This is a genomic window from Pseudomonas sp. KH_046_1 (genome assembly GCF_057839025.1).
The window spans coordinates 1,007,201-1,031,038 of the sequence record NZ_CM174481.1 but is presented as its reverse complement, the minus strand read 5'-3'; the positions used below and the strand labels follow the sequence as shown (position 1 = coordinate 1,031,038).

Below are 23,838 nucleotides of genomic sequence, written 5' to 3'. Positions count from 1 at the left end.
ATTGTGGGAGCGGGCTTGCTCGCGAAGCAGGCGACTCGGTCTCCCGAGCCGCCGCAACCCCTTACTCCAGCGCCGCTGCCGGCCCGAAGAACTCATAACGGCTTTGCTTCTCCGGCACACCCAGTGCCTTGAGGTGGCGCTTGATGGACGCCATGAAACCTTTCGGCCCCAGGAAGTAAACATCCAGGTCACGCTGCTCCGGCAGCCATGCATGCAACTGCTGCTGGCTCAACAAACCGACCTTGTGCGCCGCCGGGCTCACGCCGTCGTCCTCGGAATAGCAATAAAAGCGCTTGAGTTGCGGGTGACGCTCAGCCAGGCCGTCGATCCAGTCGCGGAAGGCATGGACGCTACCGTTGCGCGCGCAGTGGATGAAATGCACCGGCCGCTGGGTCTCCAGCGCCGCTTCGAGCATCGCCAGGGTCGGGGTAATGCCGACGCCGCCACTGATCAGCACCAGTGGTTTGTCGCTGGCGGTCAGGATGAACTCGCCCGATGGCGGGAACAACTGGATGCTGGCGCCGACATGCAATTGGTCATGCAGGTAGTTGGAAGCGCGGCCACCGGTTTCACGCTTGACGCTGATGCGGTACTGGCCTTTGTTCGCCAGCGCCGACAGCGAGTAGTTACGACGGATCTCTTCACCGTCGAGGATCAGTTTCATGCCGATGTACTGGCCGGGCTCTGCCTCCAGGATCGGGCCTTTGTCCGCGGGTTCGAAGTAGAACGAGGTGATCTCGGCGCTCTCCTCGACCTTGTCCACCACGATGAATTCCCGCGCCCCGCGCCAGCCGCCCGGTGCCTGTTCTTTCTGATCGTAGATGCTGGCTTCGGCACCGATCAGGATGTCTGCCAGTTGCCCGTAGGCCGCGCCCCAGGCCGCGATCACTTCCGGGGTGGCGATCTCTTCACCCAGCACTTCGGCGATGGCCCGCAGCAGGCAGCTGCCGACAATCGGGTAGTGCTCAGGCAGGATCTGCAGGGCCACGTGCTTGTTGATGATTTTGGCCACCAGGTCACCCAACTGGTCGAGCTGGTCGATATGGCGCGCATACATCAATACGCCGTTGGCCAACGCACGCGGCTGATCACCGCTGGACTGGTGGGCCTGGTTGAACAGCGGGCGGACTTCCGGGTATTCGGAGAGCATCATGCGGTAGAAGTGCGTAATCAAAGCCTCACCACCGCTTTCGAGCAGCGGCACGGTGGATTTGACGATGGCACGGTCTTGAGCGCTCAGCATAAGGTGACTCCTGGTCTTCTTGGGTTGCTAACGGATTACCCTATGCTTATCAGTTTCCATGCCAACTATTTAATCGTTAAAAATCAATAAGTTAAAAACATAATAGTCATTTAGACACTGCCTGAATTATAGTCATACCGACTACACGGAGTCACTATGACTGCAAAATCCCTGCTCACCGCCCTGCTACCCCTGGTCTCCGACCTGTCCCGCGAACTGCCCGAGGGCGAGCGTTATCGCCGCCTGCTGGAAGCCATGCGCGCCCTGCTCCCGTGCGACGCCGCCGCCCTGCTGCGCCTCGATGGTGAATGGCTGGTGCCGCTGGCCGTCGACGGCTTGAGTACCGACACCCTCGGTCGGCGTTTCAAGGTCAGCGAGCACCCGCGTTTCGAAGCGCTGCTCAGCGGCCCCGGCCCGACCCGCTTCGCTGCCGACAGCGACTTGCCCGACCCCTATGACGGCCTGGTCGATGGCCTGGATGATCATCTGGAAGTCCACGACTGCATGGGTTGCCCATTGTTCATCGACGAGCGCCCATGGGGCCTGCTGACCCTCGATGCTCTCGACCCGGAGCGCTTCGAACCGATCGAACTGGATGCCCTGCAAGCCTTCGCCAGCCTCGCGGCCGCCACGGTCAACGCCGCCGAACGCATCGAGCGTTTGAACAACCGGGTCGAAGATGAACATCAACGCGCCGAGGTCTACCGCCAGGCCAGCGGCCAGCAGAATCGCGAGATGATTGGCCAGAGCAAGGCCCACAAGCGTCTGGTCGAAGAAATCAGCCTGGTGGGCGGCAGCGACCTGACCGTGTTGATCACTGGAGAAACCGGGGTCGGCAAGGAGTTGGTGGCCCAGGCCATCCATGCCGCCTCACCCCGCGCCGACAAACCGATCATCAGCCTCAACTGCGCCGCGTTGCCCGACACGTTGGTGGAAAGCGAGTTGTTCGGCCATGTCCGCGGCGCCTTCACCGGGGCCATGAACGACCGCCGCGGCAAGTTCGAACTGGCCAATGGCGGCACGCTGTTTCTCGATGAGGTCGGTGAGTTGTCGCTGACCGTGCAGGCCAAGTTGCTGCGGGTGCTGCAGAGCGGTCAACTGCAGCGCCTGGGCTCGGACCAGGAGCATCAGGTCGACGTGCGCCTGATCGCGGCGACCAACCGCGACCTCGCCGAAGAAGTGCGCAGCGGCCGTTACCGCGCCGACTTCTACCATCGCCTCAGCGTTTATCCGCTGCTGGTGCCGGCCCTGCGCGATCGCGGGCGTGATGTGCTGCTGCTCAGCGGTTACTTCCTGGAGCAGAACCGCTCGCGCATGGGCCTCAACAGCCTGCGCCTGAACAGCGACGCCCAAGCCGCGCTATTGGCCTACGACTGGCCCGGCAACGTGCGCGAGCTTGAACACTTGATCGGCCGCAGCGCCTTGAAAGCACTGGGCAATTGCAAGGAGCGGCCGAAGATTCTCAGCTTGAGCGCTGCCGACCTGGACTTGCCCAATGCCAGCGTTGAAGCCGCCGCCGAGCAACCCGTCGCCACCATCACGCAAGCGCTGACCGGCGATTTGCGCGAGGCCACCGAGCATTATCAGCGTCAATTGATCGGTGCCTGCCTGGAGCGGCACAACAACAATTGGGCAAGCGCGGCCCGTGAGCTAGGCCTGGATCGGGCGAATCTGGGGCGGATGGCTAAAAGGCTCGGCATGAAGTGATGACCCCATCGCGAGCAAGCTCGCTCCCACAGGATGTGTGAACGACGACGATCTAATGTGGGAGCGAGCTTGCTCGCGATGGCGTCTTACTGTTCACCGCAATTGTTAAAGCCTGCTCCAAACAAGTCGATAACCCGGCATCGAAGTCATTGGCGATCCCGGGATTGCCCGTCACCTTTTTCCAGAGAAGGTTCCTATGTCCTCCACCAAAGCCCGCGCAGACTCACTTTCGCTTCTGCTGTTTACCTTGCGCAGCGGCAAGCTGATGGCGATCAACCTGCTCAAGGTCAGTGAAATCATTCCCTGCCCGCCGTTGACCAAACTGCCGGAGTCGCACCCCCACGTCAAAGGCATCGCCACCCTGCGCGGCGCCTCGCTGTCGGTGATCGACCTCAGCCGTGCCATTGGCGAGCGTCCGCTGGAAGACCCCAACGGCGGCTGCCTGATCGTCACCGACGTCAGCCGCTCCAAGCAGGGCCTGCACGTGCAGGCCGTGAGCAAGATCGTCCATTGCCTGACCACCGACATCCGTCCGCCGCCCTTCGGCTCCGGTGGTTTGCGCGCCTACATCACCGGCGTGACGTCGGTCGAGGGCACCCTGGTACAAGTGCTGGACATCGAAAAAGTCATCCACGGCATCGCCCCGGCGCAAATCGAGATGGCGCCAACCGAACTGAGCATGGAAGACGCCGAACTGCTCGGCAACGCGCGCATCCTGGTGGTCGATGACAGCCAGGTCGCCTTGCAGCAATCGGTACACACCCTGCGCAACCTTGGCCTGCAATGCCATACCGCCCGCAGCGCCAGGGAAGCCATCGACTGCCTGCTGGACCTGCAAGGCACCGCGCAGCAGATCAACCTGATCGTCTCGGACATCGAGATGTCGGAGATGGACGGCTACGCCTTCACCCGCACCCTGCGGGAAACCCCGGATTTCGCGCATCTTTACGTACTGCTGCACACGTCTCTGGACAGTGCGATGAACGCCGAGAAAGCACGACTGGCGGGGGCGAACGCGGTGCTGACCAAATTCTCTTCGCCGGAATTGACCCAGTGCCTGATCACCGCGGCCAAGGCTGTCGCCGAACAGGGTTATTGAGTGTTGAACGAAGAATTCTGCTGGCTGATGCGGCGCGACCTCTCTGTCGTCGTGCCGCCTCCCGATTGGCCAGCCGGCCTGCAATTGAGCGAGTACCGCCCCGAACTGGGCGCCGCCGTGCACCGGTTGATGGAGTTCGGTTATATAGAAGGCGGCGGTCGCGTAGCCGCGCTGGACATGTGGCAACGGCAGTTCGAATCCGATCCGGAATATGACCCGGTCCTGTGCTTCATTGCTCTGGATGCCGAAGAAGTGGTGGGCGTTTGCCAGTGCTGGACCAGTGCCTATATCAAGAACCTGGTGGTACATCCGCGGTTTCAGGGCCGAGGATTGGGGCGTGCGCTGTTGTTGCAGGCGTTCAAGGTGTTCCAGCAGCGGCGTGAAGGTTTCGTGGACCTGAAGGTACGTGAAGACAACCTTCGGGCGCGGCGCTTGTATGAAAGCGTCGGGATGCGTGCGGTCCGCCGGGAGCCGGTTCCCGACTGATGAACCGCCTTCGCGAGCAAGCCCGCTCCCACAGGTTATGTGTCGTGCACAGAATTTGTGTTCAAACTCGATCGATGTGGGAGCGGGCTTGCTCCGGGCGGCGTTCCGACGAAGAGGCCAGCAAAGTCTCCATCAACCTTTCAGGCATACTCCTGCCTTGGCCACTCAGCCCAAGGAAGCCTGAACCATGAAAGCTGCGCCCCTGATTTTGCTCTGTCTCACCGCCCTCACCTCCCAGGCCCACGCCTCAAGCCCCGACGCCTGGGCCTCCTACGAAAAAGCCGTACTCACCAGCTGCACCAAGGCCAGCGGCCTGAAGGACGCCAAACCGGTGGGCAACGCCACGCAGTTCGATGACCGTGTCGGCTACACCGCGCTCCTGCTCCAGGGCCAGTACCCGAAAAAGCACATGAAAGGCGCACAAGGCACCGAGCTGTGCCTGTACAACAAAAAGAGTAAAACTGCGTACGTCACCGAATGGGACTCCATCCGCCCGGCCGGCAAGGCAAACTGAGTGGCGCATAATTTGCTTCGATAGCGGCTTTTGCGGCGGCATTCTGTCGCCGTGTCATGCCCTGTGATGCGAACGAACGCTCGATGAATACAACGTTTTCCTGTGTAGGCTGTGGCAAATGCTGCAATGACCACCATGTGCCCCTGACCCTGAGCGAAGCCCGGATGTGGGCAGCCGACGGTGGTCAGGTGATCGTGCTGGTGGAAGCGTTTCTGGGTAATGGCCTGGGTCTGCCGGTGCAACAACGGGAACACGCCAAACGCCGTTCGGCGGCGGTACGCAGCGGTGAATCGGAGGCTTACGTGGCCATCACTTTCGCCGCCTACAATGTCGGCCCCTGCCGAAATCTTGACGAAGACAACCGCTGCCGCATCTACGAACGCCGGCCGTTGGTGTGCCGTATCTATCCGATGGAAATCAATCCGCACATACCTCTGAACACTGCCGCGAAGGAATGTCCGCCTGAGTCGTGGGAAAAAGGACCGGATCTGATTGTCGGTGGTGAGTTGGTCGACCGGAAATTGTCGGAACTGATCCAGCGCTCCCGTCAGGCGGATCGTGATGACATTCTGATGAAGGACGCGGTTTGTGCGTTGCTGGGGATTCGCACGACGGCCCTGAAGGGCGACGGGTTTACCGCTTATCTTCCGGATATGACGGAGTTCGCCGCGATCATCGATGACCTGGCCGGGCAAACGTTGCCGCAGTGGGGCAGCGAATGGCGGTTTCATGTGTCGGGGGATGATATTGCGGAGCAAATGCTGGCCGCCGGTGCGCAAGTGGCGGCGGATGCGCCGGCGAATTACTCGTTTATTTCGTTGCGGGCGGTTTGATCCGGGATTTGAGGTGGTTGTTCCGGCCCCTTCGCGAGCAGGCTCGCTCCCACAGGAGAATGCGTTCTTTCATGAGAATGCGATCAGATGTGGGAGCGAGCCTGCTCGCGATGAGGCCAGGTCAAGCGCCGCAGCTTGAAGGCCTAGCGCTTACCCATCGACCGCCGAGTCCCCGGTGGCGCCATGCCCGGCGTCTTGGTGTGGCCATTCTTGGCGCCGTTCTTGTACCACGGCTGGTTGGAGCCCTTGGCGGCCGCCAGATCACCCGGCTTGAACGGGAACTTGAAGGCCGGGATTTCGGCTTTGGTTTCGCTGTCGGCGCTGGAGTCGACGCTGTCTGGCAGCTCTGCCTGTGCGTCGCTCAGGGCGTCGGCGACCGGCGGTTGTTTCGGGGAAGTCATGAAAGCTCCGGGTGGTGCATGAAGTGTCGGGCCCGGTGAGCGAGCCGCATGCCACAGTATAAGAAGTGCCGCAGTATAACTGGATGACGCCCTGCAAGCTGCAAGCTTGCAACGACCGCTGAGCGACTCGCACAAATCCCGCGAAGAATGTTAGCGTGCTCATCATTCTTCACCGCCCGACGAGCCCGCCTCCCATGAAAAAGACTGTCCTGGCATTCAGCCGCGTCACCCCGGAAATGGTCGAACGCCTGCAACAAGACTTCGATGTCATCGTGCCGAATCCGAAAAACGGCGACATCAACGCCCAGTTCAATGAAGCCCTGCCCCACGCCCACGGCCTGATCGGCGTCGGTCGCAAACTCGGTCGTGCGCAGCTGGAGAGCGCCGCCAGCCTGGAAGTGGTGTCCAGCGTCTCGGTGGGCTACGACAACTATGACCTGGCCTACTTCAACGAACGCGGGATCATGCTGACCAACACGCCGGATGTGCTCACCGAAAGCACCGCCGACCTGGCGTTTGCCCTGTTGATGAGCAGCGCGCGCCGCGTCGCCGAACTGGATGCCTGGACCAAGGCCGGACAATGGCAGGCCACTGTCGGTGCGCAGCTGTTCGGTTGCGATGTGCATGGCAAGACGTTGGGCATTGTCGGCATGGGCAATATCGGTGCGGCCATCGCCCGACGCGGTCGCCTGGGGTTCAACATGCCGGTCATCTACAGCGGCAACAGCCGCAAGACCGGGCTGGAACAGGAACTCGGCGCACAGTACCGCAGCCTCGATCAATTGCTGGCCGAAGCTGATTTCGTGTGCCTGGTGGTACCGCTCAGCGAGAAGACCAAACACCTCATCAGCCATCGCGAGCTGGCGCTGATGAAGCCGGGCGCGATACTGGTGAACATCTCCCGTGGCCCGGTGGTGGACGAGCCGGCGCTGATCGAAGCGCTGCAAAACAATCGCATTCGTGGTGCCGGGCTGGACGTGTACGAAAAAGAACCGCTGGCCGAGTCACCACTGTTCCAGCTGAAAAACGCCGTGACCTTGCCGCACATCGGCTCGGCCACCCATGAAACCCGCGATGCAATGGCCAACCGTGCCCTGGCCAACTTGCGCAGCGCCCTGTTGGGCGAGCGACCGCAGGACCTGGTCAACCCGCAAGTCTGGAAGGGTTAACGCAAAACAGGCAGGTGTAACAAGCGCCTGCCTGTTTAATACAAAAAACTCACTTTCCTTATTAAACAACTTTCTGAATACACACCCTGCAACTCAGTCAGCAGCCAAACAACAAAACCACGCGATAGACTCTCCTTGTTTACCTTGGCACTACGGGATCAACAACGGAGATCACCAACTTGAACCCATTCACAACAAGTCAAGTCATTCGACTCAGCAAAGTCATACTAATGTTGTTTATTAGTCTCTTTGGATTGCTAATGCTATATAACAACTTCATGGATTACTCGACAAACTATCAATACATTAGCCACATCCTGAGCATGGACACCACCAATGATCAGAACAAATACAGACACAGAGCTATTACTTCCACCATACTTCACCACCGCATTTACTGGCTGATCATTACACTTGAAGTAATCTACACCCTATGCTGCCTACTCGGAACCTATTACCTTTACAAAAACATCAACTCCAGCCCCGAACAATTTCACGAAGCTAAAAAACCTGCACTAATCGGATTATTGACTGCCATTTTTCTTTATTACGTCGGCTTTCAAACAATCGGTACCGAATGGTTCAACATGGATGAGTCGAAAACCTGGAACTACAATGACAGGGCTGGACACATCGTTGATTTCATCTTTCCGCTATTGATATACGTCGCGATGAAAATCGAGCGCTGAGTCACTCAGCACTGCCTCAGGCCAGCTTGCCGTTGCCCAGCACCTGCGGCATTTTCGGTTTGCGAAACACCAGTACGTTACCCAACATCACCAATACCAGCCCCAACAGTGCCGGCACCGTCCATTGATAGCCCTCGACGAACGCTGACACGTTGAGCGCCACCACCGGGAACAGCACCGTGCAGTACGCAGCCCGCTCAGGCCCCATGCGGCCGACCAGTGTCAAGTAAGCGGTGAAACCGATCACCGATCCCGGAATCACCAGGTACAACAGTGACCCGATGTAACGCGCGCTCATTTCCATGTCGAAGGGAATGCCTTTGACCAGGCACCACACCGTGAGCATCGCCGCCCCGTAAGCCATGCCCCAGGCATTGGTGGTCAGCGGCTTGAGACCGACCTTCTGTTGCAGGCTCGAAAGCATGTTGCCCGCCGAGAAACACAAGGTACCGCACAGGGCCAGACCGAGACCGAGCAAGGTTTCCGGGCTGGCGGTATGCCGGGCCAGCTCCGGCCAGAACAGCAGGCCCAGCCCAAGCAGGCCCAACGCGCCGCCCATCAATACGTTGCGGGCGATTTTCTGACCGAAAAACACTCGCGCATTGAGGGCATTCCACAGGGTGGCGGTAGAAAACACCACGGCCACCAGACCGCTGGGGATCCATTGGCTCGCGGTGAGGAAGCACATGAAGTTGACGCAGAACAGGCACAGCCCCTGAGCCAGGCAGATCAGGTGCCCGCGACGGTTCATCACTTGCAGGCGCCGGCTGAGCAGCAGGATCACGAACAGCACCAGCGCGGCGAGGCCGAAGCGATAGACGATCGACACGGGAATGGCCACCACGCCCAGTTGCCATTTCAAGGCAATCCAGGTGGTACCCCAGATCAGCACGGTCAGCAGGTACAAAGAAAGGTTCATGACTAAGGCTCCTCGATAGGAGCCCAGTGTCCGGCGCTACGCCCTGGCTCACTTGCATAAACTTGCGCTTTTGTCCGGCGGCAGGCTGGCAGGCACGCGTCTACGGAGTAGGATGCAGGCGTTGGATGCAGGTGTTAGAGAGCAACGATCATGGCGGCACTGGATACCCTACAAGTCTTTCAAGCCCTCAACCGCTCGCCCAATGCTCGCCTCGAGCACAGCGCCGAGCTCGGTGACGGCTTGTCTGCAGCCCTGTGGAGCAATCACCACGACGCCCAGGAATACGAAGCGCCCAGCCACCACACGTTGTCCTGTTACATCGCCGGCGGCACCGGCACCTTTCGCCGCGACCAGCCCGACAACAAGGGTGGCCCGGACAAACTGTGCATCCTCCCGGCCGATCACCAGTCAGGCTGGGTGATCAACGGCGACATTCGCCTGGCACACCTGTATTTCAGCCCCGAACAATTTGCCCTCGGCTGCGTCACCCTGCTCGATCGCGAACCACGGGAAATGCAACTGCGCGAGCAGACCTTTCTTGATGATCCGCAGCAGGCGCTGCGCTTTCGGCAGTTGATCACCTTGAACTGGGACGAGCCGGGCGAGCGCCTGCTCACCAGCAGCCTGGCTCACGAACTGCTCAGCCATGCCCTGCTCAGCCAAGTGAATGTGCGTCAGGGCCTGCGCCTTAAAGGCGGGTTGGCCGCGCATCAGCGTCGTCATCTGGCGGAGTTCATCGACAGCCACCTGGACGAGGCCATCAGCCTGGGTCAATTGGCGGCGCTGTGCGCGTTGTCGGAATACCATTTCGCGCGGATGTTCCGCGAAAGCTTCGGCTTGCCACCCCACCAGTACGTGCTGGCGCGGCGCCTTGACCGGGCGCGGGAGTTGCTGCGTACGACCTCGCAGCCACTGGGGGAGATTGCACTGGCTTGCGGCTTCTCAAGTGCCAGCCATTTCACCAACCGCTTTCGCCAGACACTTGGCGGGACGCCCGGTGAGTATCGGCAGGCGTTTTTGCGCTAGATCCGGGATTTTCGGCGCCTTTCAGGGCGCCATCGCGAGCAGGCTCGCTCCCACAAGGTTTGGCGGTGCTCACCTGTTTTTTGATCACCTTATTCCCCTGTGGGAGCGAGCCTGCTCGCGAAGAACGATGACGCGGTCTGTCGTCAGAACTCCAAAGTGCTCGACAACGTCACCTGCCGCGAATCCCCCATCGAAACAAAGAACCGACTCGCCGCCGAGGTGTAGTAGGTGCGGTCGAACAGGTTCTTCACGTTGAGCTGAAACTTAACCTTCTGCCCTTCGACTTTGGTGTCGTAGGTGGCGAACGCATCGGCCACGGTGTAGCTCGGCAGGTCGAAATCGTTCACCGCGTTGCCCGCGCGCTCGCCCACATAACGCGCCCCGGCGCCGACCCGCAGCTGATCACCGCCAATGACGCTGCCGAAGTCATAGACGGCCGACAACGAGCCGCTGTTCTTCGCCACGTTTTGCAGTTGATTGCCTTGGTAAACCGGGTCTTCGGTGACCTCGGCATCGGTGTAGGCGTAGCTGCCGATCATGCTCCAGCGATCGCTGAGCTGACCGCTCAGGTCCACTTCCAGGCCACGGGAACGCACTTCACCGGCGGCACTGTAAATCGTGGTCGGGCCTTCGGCGTTGGCCACCAGCACATTGCGTTTCTTGATGTCGAACAACGCGATGTTGCCGGTGACGCGGCCCGGCAGATCAAGCTTGGCCCCCAGCTCCCAGGACTTGGCTTCTTCCGGCGCGATGCCGCCGTCAAGCACGGTACTGCTGCCGCTCAGTGGCGCGATGGTGGAGTTGGGTTTGAACGACTCGGTGTAGCTGCCGTAGAACGACAAGGCATCGGTGTATTTGTACACAAGGCCCGCGCGCGGCACCCATTTCTGCCCGTTGCTGTCGGTGTTGGCGTGGAATGGCACGCTTTTGCCGGCGTACTGGTCGTAGGCCTGGAAACGCGCGCCAGCCACCAGAATCCACTTATCAGTGAGGTGGATGGAATCCTGCAGGAAGACCGAATCGCTGCGCAGTTCATCGGTCTGCGCGCTGTCGGCCGCACTGACGGTGGTGCCCGCCACTTCCCGACCATAGACCGGATTGACGTAACTGAATGTGGTCAGGCTTTTCTGGCGGATCAGGTCTTCGCGATAAATCTTGCGGTATTCGTCATCGACGCCGAACAGCAGGTCGTGCTGCATGCCGAGCACATTCACATTGCCTTCGAGGCTGGCGGTGGTGAAACGATCGGTGCTGATCGCATTCTGGGTGCCGTCCATGCTGCGGGTCAGGGTGCCCTTTTTGGTGTCGATGGCGGTCACGCGCACCTGGCTGGCGTCGTAGGTTTCGCGGTTCCAGCTGTAGCCGAAATGGGCTTTCCAGTTGTCGTTGAGTTCGTGATCGGCCTCGAAGTGATAGAGGTCCGAGCGCCCTTCCATGTTGTTGAACGGCTCGTCGAGACGCTCGTTGCGCGAGATGTCCAGCGGATGGTTGGTCCGTGGATCAATCAGCGTGCCGCGGTCGAAGGGTGTGAGGAATTCGCGGTGTTCATAGGAGAACAGCAGCCTGGTGTTTTCGCCGTACCAGGCCAGGGATGGCGCGATCAGGCTCTCGCGATGCACACCGAAGTTGCGCCAGTAATCTTCGTCTTCGTAGTCCAGCACCATGCGGTAGGCCAACCCGGAATCGCCGAGGGCACCAGTGCTGTCGAGACCGCCGCCGCTGCCGTTCTTGCCGTCGCCATAGCTCGAGCCGCGCGCGGTCAGTGCGTTGTACTGCTCAAGCTCAGGCTTCTTGCTGACCATGTTGACCACGCCGCCCGGATCCTGAATGCCATAGAGCAACGAGGCCGGCCCTTTGAGCACTTCGACCCGGTCCACACTGGCGTTGAGGCCACGCCCCTGCACGATCGGCATGCCGTCGCGCATGATCGAGCCGTTACGGTTATCGCCAAAGCCGCGGACCATCACCGAGTCCTGGGTGCTGCCCAAAGTGTTGGCCTGGGTGATGCCGCTGACATTGGCCAGGGCGTCATCGAGATTGCGCGGCGCCTGGTCGCGGATGACCTGGGCCGGGACGACGTTGATCGTCTGCGGGATCTCCTGAATCGGGGCCGAGGAGCGCATCACCGAAGAGGTCGGTGGCGGCTGGTAGCTCATGGAGTCATCCATCGACGAGGTGATGGTGGTTGCGCCCAGGTTCAACGCACCTTCAGTCGGCCGTGGTTCCAGTGCAATGGTGTGGCCGTCAGTGCGACGGAACGTCAAGCCCGAACCAGTGAGCAGTCGTTGCAGGGCCTGTTCGGCGCTCATCTGGCCATTAATGGCCGGCGCATTGAGACCATACGGCGCTTCATCGGTGTAGACCACGCTGATGCCGGTCACTCGACTGAAATCACTCAGGGCCTGGGGCAGCGGCTTGGCGGCCAGCGCGAAATTGAATTGCCCACGCGACTGGCTACTACCCACCTCTGCGGCCAGCGCCACGCTCAGCGGCAACAACGCCATTGCCGAAAAGCTCAACGCAGACACACCCAACCATTGTTTGACCGACCCCGATTTTGCCCTGGACTTCATGACTCATGACCTGTGTAGAACCGCAACGGATGCGAATGACTCGCAGTTTCAGTCACTACACGGATGGCAATCGGGTTTACCTCAGCAAAAATTTGAAAATATTTTTATTCAGGGTGATGTGGTGTTTGAACTGGCCCCTTCGCGAGCAGGCTCGCTCCCACAGTGTCCGTGTCGTTCACAAATTACATATTCACAGAAAGTCCCTGTGGGAGCGGGCTTGCTCGCGAAGAGGCCAGCTGCTTTAACGCAAAATAATCAGCTGCCCCAAAACCTGATGCTGCTCAAACCCCAACACCCCCTGCAACGAACTCAACACCGCCTGCGGGTTCCTGCTCGGAAAGCTGCCACTGACCCGACGCGTCGCCAATTCATCGTTGAGTATCACGATCCGCCCGGGGTAATAGCGCGCCAAATCCTGCACCACATCCGCCAACGTCGCCTTGTAGTAATTGAGCCAGCCCTCGCGCCATGCCAACTGCGCTTCGCTGTCCACCGCGTGGAGTGTTTGCGCCGAGCCTTCGCCGTAGGCCACTTGCTGGCCGGCGGTGAGAACTTGCTGATCGGCGTTCTGGTCCGCTGTCACGCCAACCCGCCCCGACAGCACCGTGACCTGTGCACCGTGAGGCTGCAAACGGACTTCGAACTGCGTACCCAGAACCCGCGCCTGCCCTTTCTCGGCGTCCACCACAAATGGCTCGCCGGTGTGGGTGACGCTGAAAAAACCGGCGCCGCGACGCAGTTGCACATGCCGCTCACCGCGACTGAAATCCACGGCGATGGCGCTGTCGGCATCCAGTGTCACCTGCGACTGATCGGCCAGGGTGACGGTGCGGATTTCCCCCGGTGCCGAGACGTAATCCGCCCCCAGGTCATCCATCCAGCGCATCGGCTGCCAACCTGTGCCGAGACTGACCATCAACAGCAGGCACGCGGCCATCGCCAGCACACCGGACCAGCGCCCGACCGTGCTGCGCCGCGGCTTGTCCATGGCGTCGAGATAGCCCTGCAAGGCAAAAGCGTCTTCCTTGGCGAGCGTGCGCGCCGGCCCTTCGCTCAACTCCCACAAGACCTGCACCTGGGCATACGCCTCGGCATGGGCGGGGTCGGCTTGCAACCATTGACTGAACGTAGCCTGGTCAGCGCTGCTGGGTTGGTCATGCAACAGGCTGAGCCAGGCCAGCGCGGCCTGCTCCTGCGCGGGCGTCGGAATGACGCGTTCGAAGTGGTTCACGGTGCTTTCCCTGGCGTACGCGATTCGGGTTCCCGAAGGCTGGCCTTGCAGGCTTCGAGGGCGCGCATCATATGTTTTTCCACGGCACTTTGGGACAAGCCCATGGCCTTGGCGATCTCGGCGTATTTGCGACCGTGAATGCGATTGAGCAAGAAGATCTGCCGCGTGCGCTCCGGCAAGGCGCGCAACGCGGCTTCGACGTGGCGCAAATCGTTGCCCGCCTCCAGCGCCGCTTGCGGTCCACAGCCATGGCTGTCCGGTGGCTCCACCATCAAGCCTTCGCTGGCCCGGACCCGCGTGCCTTCACTGCGCAAGTGGTCGATGGCGATGTTGCCAGCGCAGCGCAACAGGTAGGTGCTGAGCTCCTCGACTTGCACCAGCGGCCGCCGCCAGAAACGCAGGAACAAATCCTGTACCAGGTCGGCCGCCGTCGCCCGGCAACCGACGCGCCGACTCACCAGCGCTTCCATTTGCGAACGCTGGGAGAGAAACACCTGGAGAAAATGCGCACGGTCTCCGCGCTGTTGATCACCCTCGATATCGCGGGGCTCGGGGGGGAGAGTGATCATCGATTCAACACTGCGCAAACACGGCAATCGGACTGGCCAGCAGGCTCAGCCCGGCCAGAGACAAGGCCAGACGCGGACGGTAGGGAATCAGCAAAACCAGCAACAATGCACTGAGCATCAACAGGCCGAACCACTGAACCAGGCCCAATCCCCAGCCTGCCGCCACCACTGCCGCCCACAACGACAGACTCAGCGAAAGCCAGCCAAGCAGTTTCAGGCCCAGACGCCGACGCTGTGTCGGTTTATGCCCCAGCAGTTCGGCGTGATGCCGGTCCATCGATAAACACAGCGCGGCAAAACCGGCATAACAAAGCAACGCGGCGAGCAACATTCAGTTCGCCTCCCGTTCGAGCGCCATCGATCGCGGGCGTTTTGTGCCGACGGCTTGAGCCATTTCCGAGCTGCGTATTTTCCAGGCTGCCCAGGCGAAAAACAGGCCGCTGACCAGGCATGCCAGATCGAACCCGGCCATGGCCCAATCGCCCTGCGCCAGCGACACACCCAGGTGATACGGTGTCGTCAGGGCGTTCAACACCGGCACTGCGCCAAACAGCAACGCCGCCAACGCCAGTTGCTCGACCCAGGCCGCCCGGCCTCGGCGGAGCATGGCGTGCAGCAGGCTCAAGCCCCAGACGATGAAGAAGCCGTTGACCTCCCAATCCGAGCGTCCGGTCATGGTCACCGGCAACAATCGATTGGCCCAGAAGAACGCCGCCACCGCGAGCATCAGCCCCGACATGCTGGCGATGTTCAGCACCTCCACCAGCCTTAGCTCGAAAGGCATCACAGCGCTTTTGGCATGCTTGAGTTGACGTTTGCCGAGCCAGATCACCAGCCCGGTACCGATCATGGCCGTACCGGCCAGACCACACATGAAGTACATCCAGCGCAACACCGGGCTGGCGAAATGGCCCATGTGCAGACCGAAGAACCCGCCGGCGATTGCAACAGGCAACGAGCGCTCCGGCATCGCCTCCAGCTGCTTACCCGTTACGCCATTGAAGGACACGGTGCGGCCGAAATCGTGGCCCACACGGTCGGCCCCGTCGAACTGCATCACCACCGAAGCATTGGCGTCGCCGGGGTGGTTCACCCTCACCTCGGCAATCCGGCCACTTGGCCGAAGTCGGTTTGCCTGCTCCAGCAACGGCGCCAAAGGCATCAACAGACCGGAACCGCCGACGGCTGACGGGACTTCGGACTCGGGAATCGCCTCTCGATAAAACGTCTGGGCATCGCCCTTGTACCGGGCCTCAATCCCTGCCGGCATCACCATCATCATGAACATCACCAGACTGCTGTAGGTGATCATCAAGTGAAACGGCAACACCAGCACGCCCACCACGTAGTGCCCGTCGAGCCAGGAACGCCGCCCCTTGCGCGGGCGGAAGGTGAAGAAGTCCTTGAAGATTTTCTTGTGGGTGATGATGCCGCTGATCAGTGCCACAAACATCAACATGGCAGCGACAGTCGCCAACCAGCGCCCCCACGGATAGGGCATTTGCAACTCGAAGTGGAAGCGATAGAAGAACTCGCCGCCCATCGTCTCGCGGGGGTGCACTTCGGTGCCGGTTAGCGGGTCGAGCAATTGTTCGCGGTGTTGGCCGGGCTTGTCCGCTGCCGGTTCCCAGTGCACTGATAAACCCGGCCGCCGGGCGCTGGGCAACTCGATCAACCAACGTGAGGCGCCTGCGGCATGTTGCTCAAGATAGTGTTGAGCCACGGTCAAACTGGTTTCGGCGGACACGGAACGAACCGGGATCTCCGGCTGCATCCAGTGGCTGGTTTCACTTTTGAAATAGGCCAGCGTGCCGGTCAGGAAAATCGCGAACAACAGCCAGCCAAGCATCAGCCCGGCCCAGGTATGCAACCAGGCCATCGCCTGGCGGAAGCCCTCTTTCATGAACGGCCCACCCCGTACGCCAACCCGAGCACCGCTGCCAGCATCAAGCCCGGCACCATCACGCCGAACCAGGCTCGCCACGCACTGCTACAGGCAAAGCACCAGATAACGGCCAGCAAGTACACCAGAAACGAGGTCATCATCCCGATCACCACCGCTTCGGCGCGAGCGACAGGCAGCCAAAGGCTGAGGCTGACACTGGCCAGCGCCGCGACTAGGTAACCGCCGAATACGGCAGCGAGCACCCGCGACGCGACCGCCAATCGGTAGGAAACGGGAAGTGTGCGGGGTTTGGCGTTCATGTTTCGACCTGGAAACCGGATGAGGCCACGACAGCGTCAGGGGGCCGGCAAGGACGCAATATTAATGATAAATATTCTCATACGCAAAGGGAGCGAGTGAACCTCTCTATTACGCCGGTTGGTTGCGGCGCAAACCCGGCTGTCTCCACAGTGCATGCCAATCGCCATGGAATCCAAAAGCCACCCAAAACAAAACGGGCCTGCAATGCAGGCCCGTTTTCATGGGAAGGTAAAAAAGTGAATCAGGTGTCAGCCGTTAAGCGCTGCCTGTTCGTTCTCAAGAAACTCTTCTTCCAGCAGCTGGTCGGCATGGGCGCCACTCTCGATGGGCACCACATTGGCTCGTTTGCCGCGTAATTTGCCGAACATATGCTCCAGCGCATGTTCAAGTTTGGTGGCCGCTCCGTCGATCGCCTGCTCCATGGTGGAGGCTTTATGGGTGACGGAAACCGGTTGATGGCCTTTTGGCCGCGCCTCCAGTTGGCAGCGCATATCGTGGGGACCCGGCTTGTCGCCGTTCTCGTCCCGCAGGTGAACCTCGACTCGTGTCAGGTCCTCTTCGTAGCGTTCGAGCGTGCTCTCAATGGTCGTACGTACCCACTCCTCCAGTCGCTTACTGCCTTGAATATGGTTATCGCTATTGACTTGGATTTGCATAGTTCATCCCTTATTTCAGCTAGCTCGCGAGAGGCCGGTCAGCTAAGCCCTTGGGCGTCATCACCGTGACCTCTTACTTACACAATCGGTCTGTACGCTGAACAATTCAACCCCCTAAAAAAGATAAATTTTCAATCGTAAAAAAAGCCGGACAACCGGTAAAAGCGCTGTTAAGGTCGGGAGTTGGGTCGCCCTGCTCTTACGTAATAATTGCTCACATTTGCCGCTCCCCCAACGGGTGCAGGCTGCGAAAAGCACCCGCCTCCTCCACCAACCAATCGTGCACCGCGCGCACACCCGGATGGCTCAACGCCCCCGGTGCGTAAAGCAGCATGTAGCGCTTGTGATTGGGCACCGCCAGGCCAAACGGCACGATCAACGCCCCACGCTCCAACTCATCATTGAGCAAGGTTCGACGCGCAATCGCCACGCCCATGCCGGCGATGGCCGCTTCGATGGTCAAGTGATTGCGATTGAAGGTATGGCCACGTCGCACATCCGCGCCCTCGAAGCCGATGGCATTGAGGTAAAACTCCCATTCCGCGTACTCATAGCTGCCGCGCCAGGCGGTGATGTCGTGCAGCAAGGGAAAGTGCATCAGGTCTGCCGGACCGTGCAGCGGCGGACGACCACGCAACAGGCTCGGCGCGCACACCGGAAAAATCTGTTCATCCAGCAAGGCTGTGGATAACAGGCCCGGATAACTGCCGTCGTTCAGGTCGATCGCCAGGTCGAAGTCACCTTCATGCAACGGCACGCTGCTGTCCTCGGCCACCAGGCGTAACTGAATGTCCGGAAAACGCTGCTGCAAACGCGGCAGGCGCGGCGTCAGCCATTTGCTCAGGAACGACGGAATCGAACGCACTCGCAGAATCCCGCTGATCATGCCCGCATCCAGTCGCCGCAATTCCGCGTCGATGCTGCCAAAGGCCTCGTTGACGGTAATGGCCAGGCGCTGGCCTTCTGCGCTCAGCTCCACCCCGCGGGCGCGGCGGTGAAACAGGCGAAAGCCCAGGCGTTCTTCCAGCTGGCGGATCTGCTGGCTGACCGCCCCCGGTGTGATGTGCAGTTCTTCGGCGCATCGGGTGAACGACAGGTGTCGCGCGGCACAGGCAAACACGTTCAGCCAGACATACGTCTGGGCGTGTAATTGACGGCTCATCGTTTAGTCCTGCTAAAGGATGTCTTAGGAATTTTCGTTGGTCACGCAGGACCGTGACAGGCAGTATCGCCCAAATTGCGCTTGTCCTACAGAAATGGCAGCGATTTCCCTTCCATTGCATGTACAGGCTTTAGCATGGCTATCAGTGTTTTCGATCTATTCAAAGTCGGCATCGGCCCGTCCAGTTCCCATACCGTCGGTCCGATGCGCGCTGCCGCAACCTTTGCCCAAGCACTGGTCGATCAGGGTTTTCTGGCTGACGTGCGACGCGTGGAAATTCGCCTCTACGGCTCTCTTTCAGCGACCGGCGTCGGCCACGCAACGGACCGCGCCTGCGTCATGGGCCTGATGGGCGAATGGCCCGACCGCATCGATCCAACCACCATCGACAGCCGCATTCACACCCTGCGCGAAACCGGCGAACTGTGTCTGGCAGGCATAACGGAAATTGCCTTCGACTGGCAACGCGATCTCCTGCTGCTAAATGAGAGCCTGCCCTACCACCCCAACGCCATGTCCCTGACAGCCTTCGGTGAAACCGGCGAACTGTTCGAGCAGACCTATTACTCGGTGGGCGGCGGTTTCATCATCGAAGCGGCCGAAGCCGAATCCGGGGTCGCACCGGCCGGCGATGTGGTGCTGCCTTACGACTTCTCCAGTGCCGCCGAACTGCTCAAGCTCTGCAACGAACACGGGCTGCGGGTGAGCGAACTGATGATGGCCAACGAACGGGCCTGGCGCAGTGACGCAGACATTCGCCAGGGCCTGTTGCATACCTGGTCGGTGATGCGCGAATGCGTCGAACAGGGCTTGCGCCACGAAGGCATCTTGCCCGGCGGTCTGAATGTGCCGCGTCGAGCGGCGAAACTGCATCGCAGCCTGCAGGAAATCGGCAAGCCGAATGTCATTACGTCCACCTTGTCGGCAATGGAATGGGTCAACCTGTACGCCCTTGCCGTGAACGAAGAAAACGCCGCTGGCGGGCGCATGGTCACGGCACCGACCAACGGCGCGGCGGGGATCATTCCAGCGGTGCTGCACTACTACATGAAATTCAATGCCGATGCGTCTGACGACGACGTGGTCGCGTTTTTCCTGGGCGCAGCTGCCGTCGGCATCCTGTGCAAGAAAAACGCTTCGATCTCCGGGGCCGAAGTCGGTTGTCAGGGTGAAGTCGGCTCCGCCTGCGCCATGGCCGCCGCAGGCCTGGCCGAGGTGCTTGGCGCCACCCCGGAGCAGCTGGAAAATGCCGCCGAAATCGGCCTGGAACACAACCTCGGCCTCACCTGTGATCCGGTCGGCGGACTGGTGCAAGTGCCGTGCATCGAGCGCAACGCGATCGCCGCAGTGAAAGCCATCAACGCCACGCAAATGGCCCTGCGCGGCGACGGCAAACACTTCATTTCCCTGGACCGGGTGATCCGCACCATGCGCGACACCGGCGCCGACATGCACGACAAGTACAAAGAGACATCACGGGGCGGACTGGCGGTGAACTGGGTGGAATGCTGATCGCTTTGGAGGCACGTCGAGGTTAATTGCCCTGAAACGTGCAGAAAACGCGGCCCCTGTAGGAGCGAGCTTGCTCGCGAAAAAACCTCAGGCGCCGCGAACCATCTGGTTTGACGCGTTATCGTTCACGACCATCGCGAGCAGGCTCGCTCCTACAGAACGTATTTTTTGTCCGACGATTTTTCCGGCATGAGCCTTGCTACTTCCCTGCTGGAACAATGATGGCGAGATGGCCGGTGGTCAGGCATTGCGAACCAACCCGATCACGGCCGGTCAACAACTGCACGTTCAATCAGGCGGTGACGCATCATGGACAACCCTTTCCAGCTCATTACCGATGCCTTTGCAGCGGATTACCAGATCAACCTGAGCATTCAGGGTCTGGACGGCAGCATCATGCTGACCCTGTCCAACAGTGGCCGCGTGGTGGCCAAACGCATGATCAGCGCCGAACAACGCAATGACCCCGAGCGCCTGAAACGACTGGTGCAAAGCATTCAGTTCGGCATTGCCATCGAACAGGGCCACAGTGCCGTGGCCATCCTCGAATCCATGACCGATGGCGGCACGCACAGCCTGCCGCCACCAGCCAATGGCCGTCCCCGACCCGCCATGGGGCTTTAAAGCTCGCCCTTTTCTACTTCTGGATGTTCACTGGAGCCCGCACCTGCCTTGCGGTGTGGGTTCTCGATCTTCACCGAAGGAAATTGCGACGAAGCGTAACGCACCACCAGAATCGCAAACGCCAACAGCAGAATCCCGCCGCACAGGTAGATGATCCCCAGGTCCGGCGGGTTGTGGTGCGAAACGTTGGAAATCAGCAACCGCGTCAGCGCTGTGATCGCCACGTAGATCAGGAAGCGCACGGGCATGTGGTTGGTCTTGAAATAAATCCCGACCATCGCCCCCAGCTCCAGGTAGATGAACAGCAGCAAGATGTCATCGATCTTGATGTGCCCTTCTTCGATCATCCCGAGAAATTCCATCACCGCCGCCCACGCGGTCACCGCACCAATGGCGAACAACGCCAGGTAGTGAAAGGTTTCGACGAACAGATTGCCCAAGGACTCGGCCAGTTCATGCACGTTCTGCCGCAGTTTTTCGGCCCAGTTGATTTTCACGATGCTGCTTCCTTAGGTCGATTCGACCGGATGATGCGGGTTGGACGTGACGGTTTTTCTGCATGCAGAAAAAAGGCCAGCCCATGATGGCGAGCCGCTCCGGATCGCGCGCCGTGGCGTTTGGTCGCACCCGTGCAGCGCCTCGCCTGACAAATGCCGAAACCGGTCTACATTGAAAAGCCACTATCCAAAAGACAGGGTTTCGCTTATCCTTTCGCTGTATATAGATACAGTAGTCGAAATCGACAACCAATGTGAAGGCATGTGAGGTGGTGAATGGCCGTCGAAGTGGTATACCGCAGCAGCCGAGATCTGGAGCGCTTGTTCATGGATAAAGCCGAAGCTGACCGTCATGACAAAATGCTCGAACTGGCCGAATTGCTGGCTGAAGTGTTGCAAAAAGCCGTTCCGTCCCTGACCGAGCAGCAAGTGGAAGAAGCCGGGATTTATATGGCGAAAAATCGCGACGTGTTCGCCAAGGCGTTCAAGAGCCAGCCGGACGCCCTGTCCGAACTGCTCAGCGCACCGGTTGAAGTCGCACAACCTGTTGCAGCGGTCGAGGTCGTTGAGGCCGTGGAGCCGATCACCCCGGCCAAGCCTGCCAAGGCCCCCAAAGCCGCCAAGTAAGCAAAGCCCGAATTGAACAGGCCCTGAGTCGAATGACCCAGGGCCTTTTTCATGCCTGTGGAAAACTCATCTGATTCACCGGTACAACACTTTCTCTGCCAACTCATCGGCCACCCGTGCGGGGGAGCGTTTTTCCGCCTGGGCGTGGGCGAACACTTCGGTCAGGCGCGAGCTGATTTTCGACAGGTGTGCGGTGATGGTCGACAGCTCTTCGCCGCGGTGCTTGAGCGACACGTAAATCAGCCCACCGGCGTTGATCACGTAATCCGGCGCATACAGGATACCGCGGCGTTCCAGTTGGTCGGCGACATCCAGATGCGTCAGCTGATTGTTCGCTGAACCGGCCACCGCTGAGCAGCGCAATTGCGAGACGGTATGGCTGTTGAGCACACCGCCAAGCCCGCAAGGCGCGAGGATATCGCAAGGTGTGCTGAGCAGCGCTTCATTGGCAATCGGGTGCGCCCCCAGTTGCTCCATGGCCAGTTGCACCTTGCCGTGATCGATGTCGCTGACCAGCAGTTCGGCACCGGCAGCGTGCAACTGTTCTGCCAATGCATACCCGACATTGCCCAGGCCCTGAATGGCCACGCGCAGGCCTTCGAGGTTATCGCTGCCCAGCCGCGCCATGGCAGTGCTGCGGATGCCGGTGAACACGCCCATCGCCGCGTGTGGCGCAGGGTCACCCGCCGAGGTGGTGCTCGTGACGTGCTGGGTCTGCTGGGCGATGCAATCCATGTCCGCCACTGAAGTGCCACTGTCGATGGCAGTGATGTAACGGCCTTCGAGCTGTTCGATGCAGCGTCCGAAGGCTTCGAACAGCGCCGCACGGTTTTCCACATGGGCCGGGCGCACGATCACCGCCACGCCGCCGCCCTGGGCCAGGCCGGCCAGCGCTGCCTTGTAGCTCATGCCTTGGGCAAGGCGCACAGCATCCTCGACCGCCGATTCGTCATTGGGGTAGGCAAGGTAACGACAACCACCCAGGGCAGGCCCCAGCCGGCTGTTATGAATGGCAATGACCGCCTTCAACCCGGTGACCGAGTCAACGCTCAGATGCAGCGATTCAAGGCGAGTGCTTTGCATGAGAGCGAACATCGTAAGGCTCCCGAATCACTTCTTGTAGTCGCCAGTATAGGCTTGCGCCCAAAAATTGCAGAAGCGCACCGGAATAAGAACGGCCCCAATGCAGGCTTTCGGAAATAACCTGTGATCGCCCTTGTGCGGCACTGGACGAATGCCGGAGAGGGGGCTAAAACGAGGCATTGCCCGGAGATTTTGATGACCCCGCGCCAATCGTTCTTCGCCTGCCTGCAACGTTCACCGCCCGCGCTGTTCGAGGCGGCACTGTGGATTGCAGCCGAGCACGACAGCGAGGTGGAGCCGCAAGCGCTGTTGGCCGATTTCCAGGTGTTGCAACAACGGGTCAGCGGCGGCTTGCCGATGCTGCCGGTCAGTGAACTGGCCCAGCCGCTGCTGCGCCGCATGAACGACCTTGGCTATGCCCAGGACGATTTCACACCCTTGCGCCCGCAAGTGGCACTGCTTGATAAGGTTCTGGAGCGCCGACGAGGGCAACCCTTGACGCTGGGGCTGATTGCGCTGGAATTGGCCAGGGGCCTGGAGATTCCCATGGTCGGGGTCAACTTCCCCGGGCATTTCCTGCTGCGGGTGCCGGGCGCCGATCACTTGCTCGACCCCTGCGGCGGCCGTCGCCTTTACCCGAACGATTGTCGGGAACTGCTGCACCGCCAGTTTGGCCCGAACATGAAGCTCAGCGCCGAGCACCTGGTAACCGCCGAGCCGCTGCAGATGCTGCAACGGCTGTCGCGCAACCTGCGCCAGTTGTACCTGTCCCACGACGATGTCATCAATGCCCTGATCGACGCCGAGCGCGTCCTGGAACTGGGCAATGCCACTGCCGCCGACTATCTGGCCCGGGCCAGCCTGTACCAACGGCTGGACTGCCCGAACGCCGAGCGTTTTGACCTGGAGCATGCGCTGCTGCTCAGCGACGACCCGATCCAGCGGATTCGCCTGACGGAACGGCTGGGGCATTTGCCGCCCAATTCCATCGTTCACTGATCAAAAATCATTG

24 protein-coding genes and 1 pseudogene are annotated in these 23,838 nt (G+C 60.4%); 12 read left to right on the top strand and 13 right to left on the bottom strand.

Annotated features, from left to right (window positions below):
* Window positions 1–61 precede the first annotated feature (61 nt).
* Entirely contained in the window at window positions 62–1,243 is a 1,182-nt protein-coding gene (gene hmpA / locus AC3IT9_RS04605) for an NO-inducible flavohemoprotein (protein ID WP_150727368.1), read from the bottom strand.
* A 156-nt stretch (window positions 1,244–1,399) separates the two neighbouring features.
* On the opposite strand from hmpA, the gene norR reads away from it, so the two are divergent.
* From norR to AC3IT9_RS04580, 5 genes are all read left to right on the top strand, one after another.
* Window positions 1,400–2,950: a nitric oxide reductase transcriptional regulator NorR gene (norR, locus tag AC3IT9_RS04600; RefSeq protein WP_423502709.1), complete on the top strand. Its 1,551-nt coding sequence runs from the start codon at window positions 1,400–1,402 to the stop codon at window positions 2,948–2,950.
* Between the two features lie 196 nt (window positions 2,951–3,146).
* Window positions 3,147–4,049: a chemotaxis protein CheV gene (locus AC3IT9_RS04595; RefSeq protein ID WP_489272183.1), complete on the top strand. Its 903-nt coding sequence runs from the start codon at window positions 3,147–3,149 to the stop codon at window positions 4,047–4,049.
* 27 nt (window positions 4,050–4,076) lie between these two features.
* Window positions 4,077–4,535, top strand: coding sequence for a GNAT family N-acetyltransferase (locus AC3IT9_RS04590; protein WP_489273480.1), 459 nt, complete (start codon window positions 4,077–4,079; stop codon window positions 4,533–4,535).
* Window positions 4,536–4,722: 187 nt separating this feature from the next.
* A complete protein-coding gene (locus AC3IT9_RS04585; protein ID WP_489272182.1) occupies window positions 4,723–5,049 on the top strand; it encodes a hypothetical protein in 327 nt (108 codons plus the stop codon).
* Between the two features lie 83 nt (window positions 5,050–5,132).
* Window positions 5,133–5,882: a YkgJ family cysteine cluster protein gene (locus AC3IT9_RS04580; protein ID WP_489272181.1), complete on the top strand. Its 750-nt coding sequence runs from the start codon at window positions 5,133–5,135 to the stop codon at window positions 5,880–5,882.
* A gap of 143 nt (window positions 5,883–6,025) precedes the next feature.
* On the opposite strand, the gene AC3IT9_RS04575 is transcribed toward AC3IT9_RS04580, so the two are convergent.
* Window positions 6,026–6,283, bottom strand: coding sequence for a hypothetical protein (locus AC3IT9_RS04575; RefSeq protein WP_150727373.1), 258 nt, complete (start codon window positions 6,281–6,283; stop codon window positions 6,026–6,028).
* Window positions 6,284–6,477: 194 nt separating this feature from the next.
* On the opposite strand from AC3IT9_RS04575, the gene AC3IT9_RS04570 reads away from it, so the two are divergent.
* Both AC3IT9_RS04570 and AC3IT9_RS04565 read left to right on the top strand, forming a co-directional pair.
* Entirely contained in the window at window positions 6,478–7,452 is a 975-nt protein-coding gene (locus tag AC3IT9_RS04570) for a 2-hydroxyacid dehydrogenase (protein ID WP_489272180.1), read from the top strand.
* Window positions 7,453–7,631: 179 nt separating this feature from the next.
* Window positions 7,632–8,141, top strand: a complete 510-nt coding sequence (locus AC3IT9_RS04565) for a DUF2165 family protein (protein ID WP_150754424.1) — start codon at window positions 7,632–7,634, stop codon at window positions 8,139–8,141.
* Window positions 8,142–8,157: 16 nt separating this feature from the next.
* Here the strand turns inward: AC3IT9_RS04565 and AC3IT9_RS04560 are convergent, their stop codons facing one another.
* Entirely contained in the window at window positions 8,158–9,060 is a 903-nt protein-coding gene (locus AC3IT9_RS04560) for a DMT family transporter (RefSeq protein ID WP_489272178.1), read from the bottom strand.
* Between the two features lie 150 nt (window positions 9,061–9,210).
* Between AC3IT9_RS04560 and AC3IT9_RS04555 the strand changes: the two genes are divergently transcribed.
* Window positions 9,211–10,086, top strand: coding sequence for a helix-turn-helix domain-containing protein (locus tag AC3IT9_RS04555; protein ID WP_150754422.1), 876 nt, complete (start codon window positions 9,211–9,213; stop codon window positions 10,084–10,086).
* 143 nt (window positions 10,087–10,229) lie between these two features.
* Here the strand turns inward: AC3IT9_RS04555 and AC3IT9_RS04550 are convergent, their stop codons facing one another.
* The 8 genes from AC3IT9_RS04550 to AC3IT9_RS04515 all read right to left on the bottom strand — a co-directional run bounded on the left by AC3IT9_RS04550 (window position 10,230) and on the right by AC3IT9_RS04515 (window position 18,483).
* On the bottom strand, window positions 10,230–12,659 hold the full coding sequence (locus AC3IT9_RS04550; protein WP_489272177.1) for a TonB-dependent siderophore receptor: 2,430 nt from the start codon (window positions 12,657–12,659) through the stop codon (window positions 10,230–10,232).
* 241 nt (window positions 12,660–12,900) lie between these two features.
* Window positions 12,901–13,890 carry a FecR family protein gene (locus AC3IT9_RS04545; RefSeq protein WP_489272176.1) on the bottom strand — a complete coding sequence of 330 codons (990 nt, stop codon included), beginning with the start codon at window positions 13,888–13,890 and terminating at the stop codon, window positions 12,901–12,903.
* Window positions 13,887–14,459: an RNA polymerase sigma factor gene (locus AC3IT9_RS04540; RefSeq protein WP_150727380.1), complete on the bottom strand. Its 573-nt coding sequence runs from the start codon at window positions 14,457–14,459 to the stop codon at window positions 13,887–13,889. Before AC3IT9_RS04540 ends, AC3IT9_RS04545 begins: the two co-directional genes overlap by 4 nt.
* 4 nt (window positions 14,460–14,463) lie before the next feature.
* Complete coding sequence (locus AC3IT9_RS04535) at window positions 14,464–14,790, bottom strand: DUF3325 domain-containing protein (protein ID WP_150727381.1); 327 nt, start codon at window positions 14,788–14,790, stop codon at window positions 14,464–14,466.
* Window positions 14,791–16,362 carry a PepSY-associated TM helix domain-containing protein gene (locus AC3IT9_RS04530; RefSeq protein WP_489272175.1) on the bottom strand — a complete coding sequence of 524 codons (1,572 nt, stop codon included), beginning with the start codon at window positions 16,360–16,362 and terminating at the stop codon, window positions 14,791–14,793.
* Complete coding sequence (locus AC3IT9_RS04525) at window positions 16,359–16,664, bottom strand: DUF3649 domain-containing protein (RefSeq protein WP_489272174.1); 306 nt, start codon at window positions 16,662–16,664, stop codon at window positions 16,359–16,361. The genes AC3IT9_RS04530 and AC3IT9_RS04525 overlap by 4 nt, the downstream gene beginning before the upstream one ends.
* A 249-nt stretch (window positions 16,665–16,913) precedes the next feature.
* The gene (locus AC3IT9_RS04520) at window positions 16,914–17,321 is read right to left on the bottom strand and encodes an HPF/RaiA family ribosome-associated protein (RefSeq protein WP_007970346.1); all 408 of its coding nucleotides are present in this window, start codon (window positions 17,319–17,321) and stop codon (window positions 16,914–16,916) included.
* Window positions 17,322–17,535: 214 nt separating this feature from the next.
* Entirely contained in the window at window positions 17,536–18,483 is a 948-nt protein-coding gene (locus AC3IT9_RS04515) for a LysR substrate-binding domain-containing protein (RefSeq protein WP_008046773.1), read from the bottom strand.
* Between the two features lie 135 nt (window positions 18,484–18,618).
* Between AC3IT9_RS04515 and AC3IT9_RS04510 the strand changes: the two genes are divergently transcribed.
* Window positions 18,619–19,995: an L-serine ammonia-lyase gene (locus AC3IT9_RS04510; protein ID WP_489272173.1), complete on the top strand. Its 1,377-nt coding sequence runs from the start codon at window positions 18,619–18,621 to the stop codon at window positions 19,993–19,995.
* 309 nt (window positions 19,996–20,304) lie between these two features.
* Entirely contained in the window at window positions 20,305–20,619 is a 315-nt protein-coding gene (locus tag AC3IT9_RS04505; protein WP_150754415.1) for a DUF3509 domain-containing protein, read from the top strand.
* Here the strand turns inward: AC3IT9_RS04505 and AC3IT9_RS04500 are convergent.
* The gene (locus tag AC3IT9_RS04500; protein ID WP_423502703.1) at window positions 20,616–21,116 is read right to left on the bottom strand and encodes a phosphate-starvation-inducible protein PsiE; all 501 of its coding nucleotides are present in this window, start codon (window positions 21,114–21,116) and stop codon (window positions 20,616–20,618) included. The genes AC3IT9_RS04505 and AC3IT9_RS04500 overlap by 4 nt on opposite strands.
* Window positions 21,117–21,392: 276 nt before the next feature.
* Between AC3IT9_RS04500 and AC3IT9_RS04495 the strand changes: the two are divergent.
* A pseudogene (locus AC3IT9_RS04495) lies at window positions 21,393–21,632 on the top strand (YebG family protein); the annotation flags it as partial.
* Between the two features lie 186 nt (window positions 21,633–21,818).
* Here the strand turns inward: AC3IT9_RS04495 and AC3IT9_RS04490 are convergent.
* Window positions 21,819–22,838, bottom strand: coding sequence for a Glu/Leu/Phe/Val dehydrogenase family protein (locus tag AC3IT9_RS04490; protein ID WP_150727387.1), 1,020 nt, complete (start codon window positions 22,836–22,838; stop codon window positions 21,819–21,821).
* 183 nt (window positions 22,839–23,021) lie between these two features.
* Here AC3IT9_RS04490 and AC3IT9_RS04485 point away from each other — a divergent pair, with 183 nt between their 5' ends.
* Window positions 23,022–23,825: a SirB1 family protein gene (locus AC3IT9_RS04485; RefSeq protein ID WP_150727388.1), complete on the top strand. Its 804-nt coding sequence runs from the start codon at window positions 23,022–23,024 to the stop codon at window positions 23,823–23,825.
* Window positions 23,826–23,838: the final 13 nt, after the last annotated feature.

Bases quoted from the DNA above. Each gene is read 5' to 3' on its own strand.
- AC3IT9_RS04575 (WP_150727373.1), bottom strand. From the start codon at position 6,283: ATGACTTCCCCGAAACAACCGCCGGTCGCCGACGCCCTGAGCGACGCA.
- AC3IT9_RS04535 (WP_150727381.1), bottom strand. From the start codon at position 14,790: ATGTTGCTCGCCGCGTTGCTTTGTTATGCCGGTTTTGCCGCGCTGTGT.
- AC3IT9_RS04560 (WP_489272178.1), bottom strand. From the start codon at position 9,060: ATGAACCTTTCTTTGTACCTGCTGACCGTGCTGATCTGGGGTACCACC.
- AC3IT9_RS04490 (WP_150727387.1), bottom strand. From the start codon at position 22,838: ATGTTCGCTCTCATGCAAAGCACTCGCCTTGAATCGCTGCATCTGAGC.
- norR (WP_423502709.1), top strand. From the start codon at position 1,400: ATGACTGCAAAATCCCTGCTCACCGCCCTGCTACCCCTGGTCTCCGAC.
- AC3IT9_RS04570 (WP_489272180.1), top strand. From the start codon at position 6,478: ATGAAAAAGACTGTCCTGGCATTCAGCCGCGTCACCCCGGAAATGGTC.
- AC3IT9_RS04520 (WP_007970346.1), bottom strand. From the start codon at position 17,321: ATGCAAATCCAAGTCAATAGCGATAACCATATTCAAGGCAGTAAGCGA.
- AC3IT9_RS04510 (WP_489272173.1), top strand. From the start codon at position 18,619: ATGGCTATCAGTGTTTTCGATCTATTCAAAGTCGGCATCGGCCCGTCC.
- AC3IT9_RS04580 (WP_489272181.1), top strand. From the start codon at position 5,133: ATGAATACAACGTTTTCCTGTGTAGGCTGTGGCAAATGCTGCAATGAC.
- AC3IT9_RS04555 (WP_150754422.1), top strand. From the start codon at position 9,211: ATGGCGGCACTGGATACCCTACAAGTCTTTCAAGCCCTCAACCGCTCG.
- AC3IT9_RS04525 (WP_489272174.1), bottom strand. From the start codon at position 16,664: ATGAACGCCAAACCCCGCACACTTCCCGTTTCCTACCGATTGGCGGTC.
- AC3IT9_RS04540 (WP_150727380.1), bottom strand. From the start codon at position 14,459: ATGATCACTCTCCCCCCCGAGCCCCGCGATATCGAGGGTGATCAACAG.
- AC3IT9_RS04530 (WP_489272175.1), bottom strand. From the start codon at position 16,362: ATGAAAGAGGGCTTCCGCCAGGCGATGGCCTGGTTGCATACCTGGGCC.
- hmpA (WP_150727368.1), bottom strand. From the start codon at position 1,243: ATGCTGAGCGCTCAAGACCGTGCCATCGTCAAATCCACCGTGCCGCTG.
- AC3IT9_RS04590 (WP_489273480.1), top strand. From the start codon at position 4,077: ATGCGGCGCGACCTCTCTGTCGTCGTGCCGCCTCCCGATTGGCCAGCC.
- AC3IT9_RS04595 (WP_489272183.1), top strand. From the start codon at position 3,147: ATGTCCTCCACCAAAGCCCGCGCAGACTCACTTTCGCTTCTGCTGTTT.
- AC3IT9_RS04515 (WP_008046773.1), bottom strand. From the start codon at position 18,483: ATGAGCCGTCAATTACACGCCCAGACGTATGTCTGGCTGAACGTGTTT.
- AC3IT9_RS04505 (WP_150754415.1), top strand. From the start codon at position 20,305: ATGGACAACCCTTTCCAGCTCATTACCGATGCCTTTGCAGCGGATTAC.
- AC3IT9_RS04485 (WP_150727388.1), top strand. From the start codon at position 23,022: ATGACCCCGCGCCAATCGTTCTTCGCCTGCCTGCAACGTTCACCGCCC.
- AC3IT9_RS04550 (WP_489272177.1), bottom strand. From the start codon at position 12,659: ATGAAGTCCAGGGCAAAATCGGGGTCGGTCAAACAATGGTTGGGTGTG.
- AC3IT9_RS04585 (WP_489272182.1), top strand. From the start codon at position 4,723: ATGAAAGCTGCGCCCCTGATTTTGCTCTGTCTCACCGCCCTCACCTCC.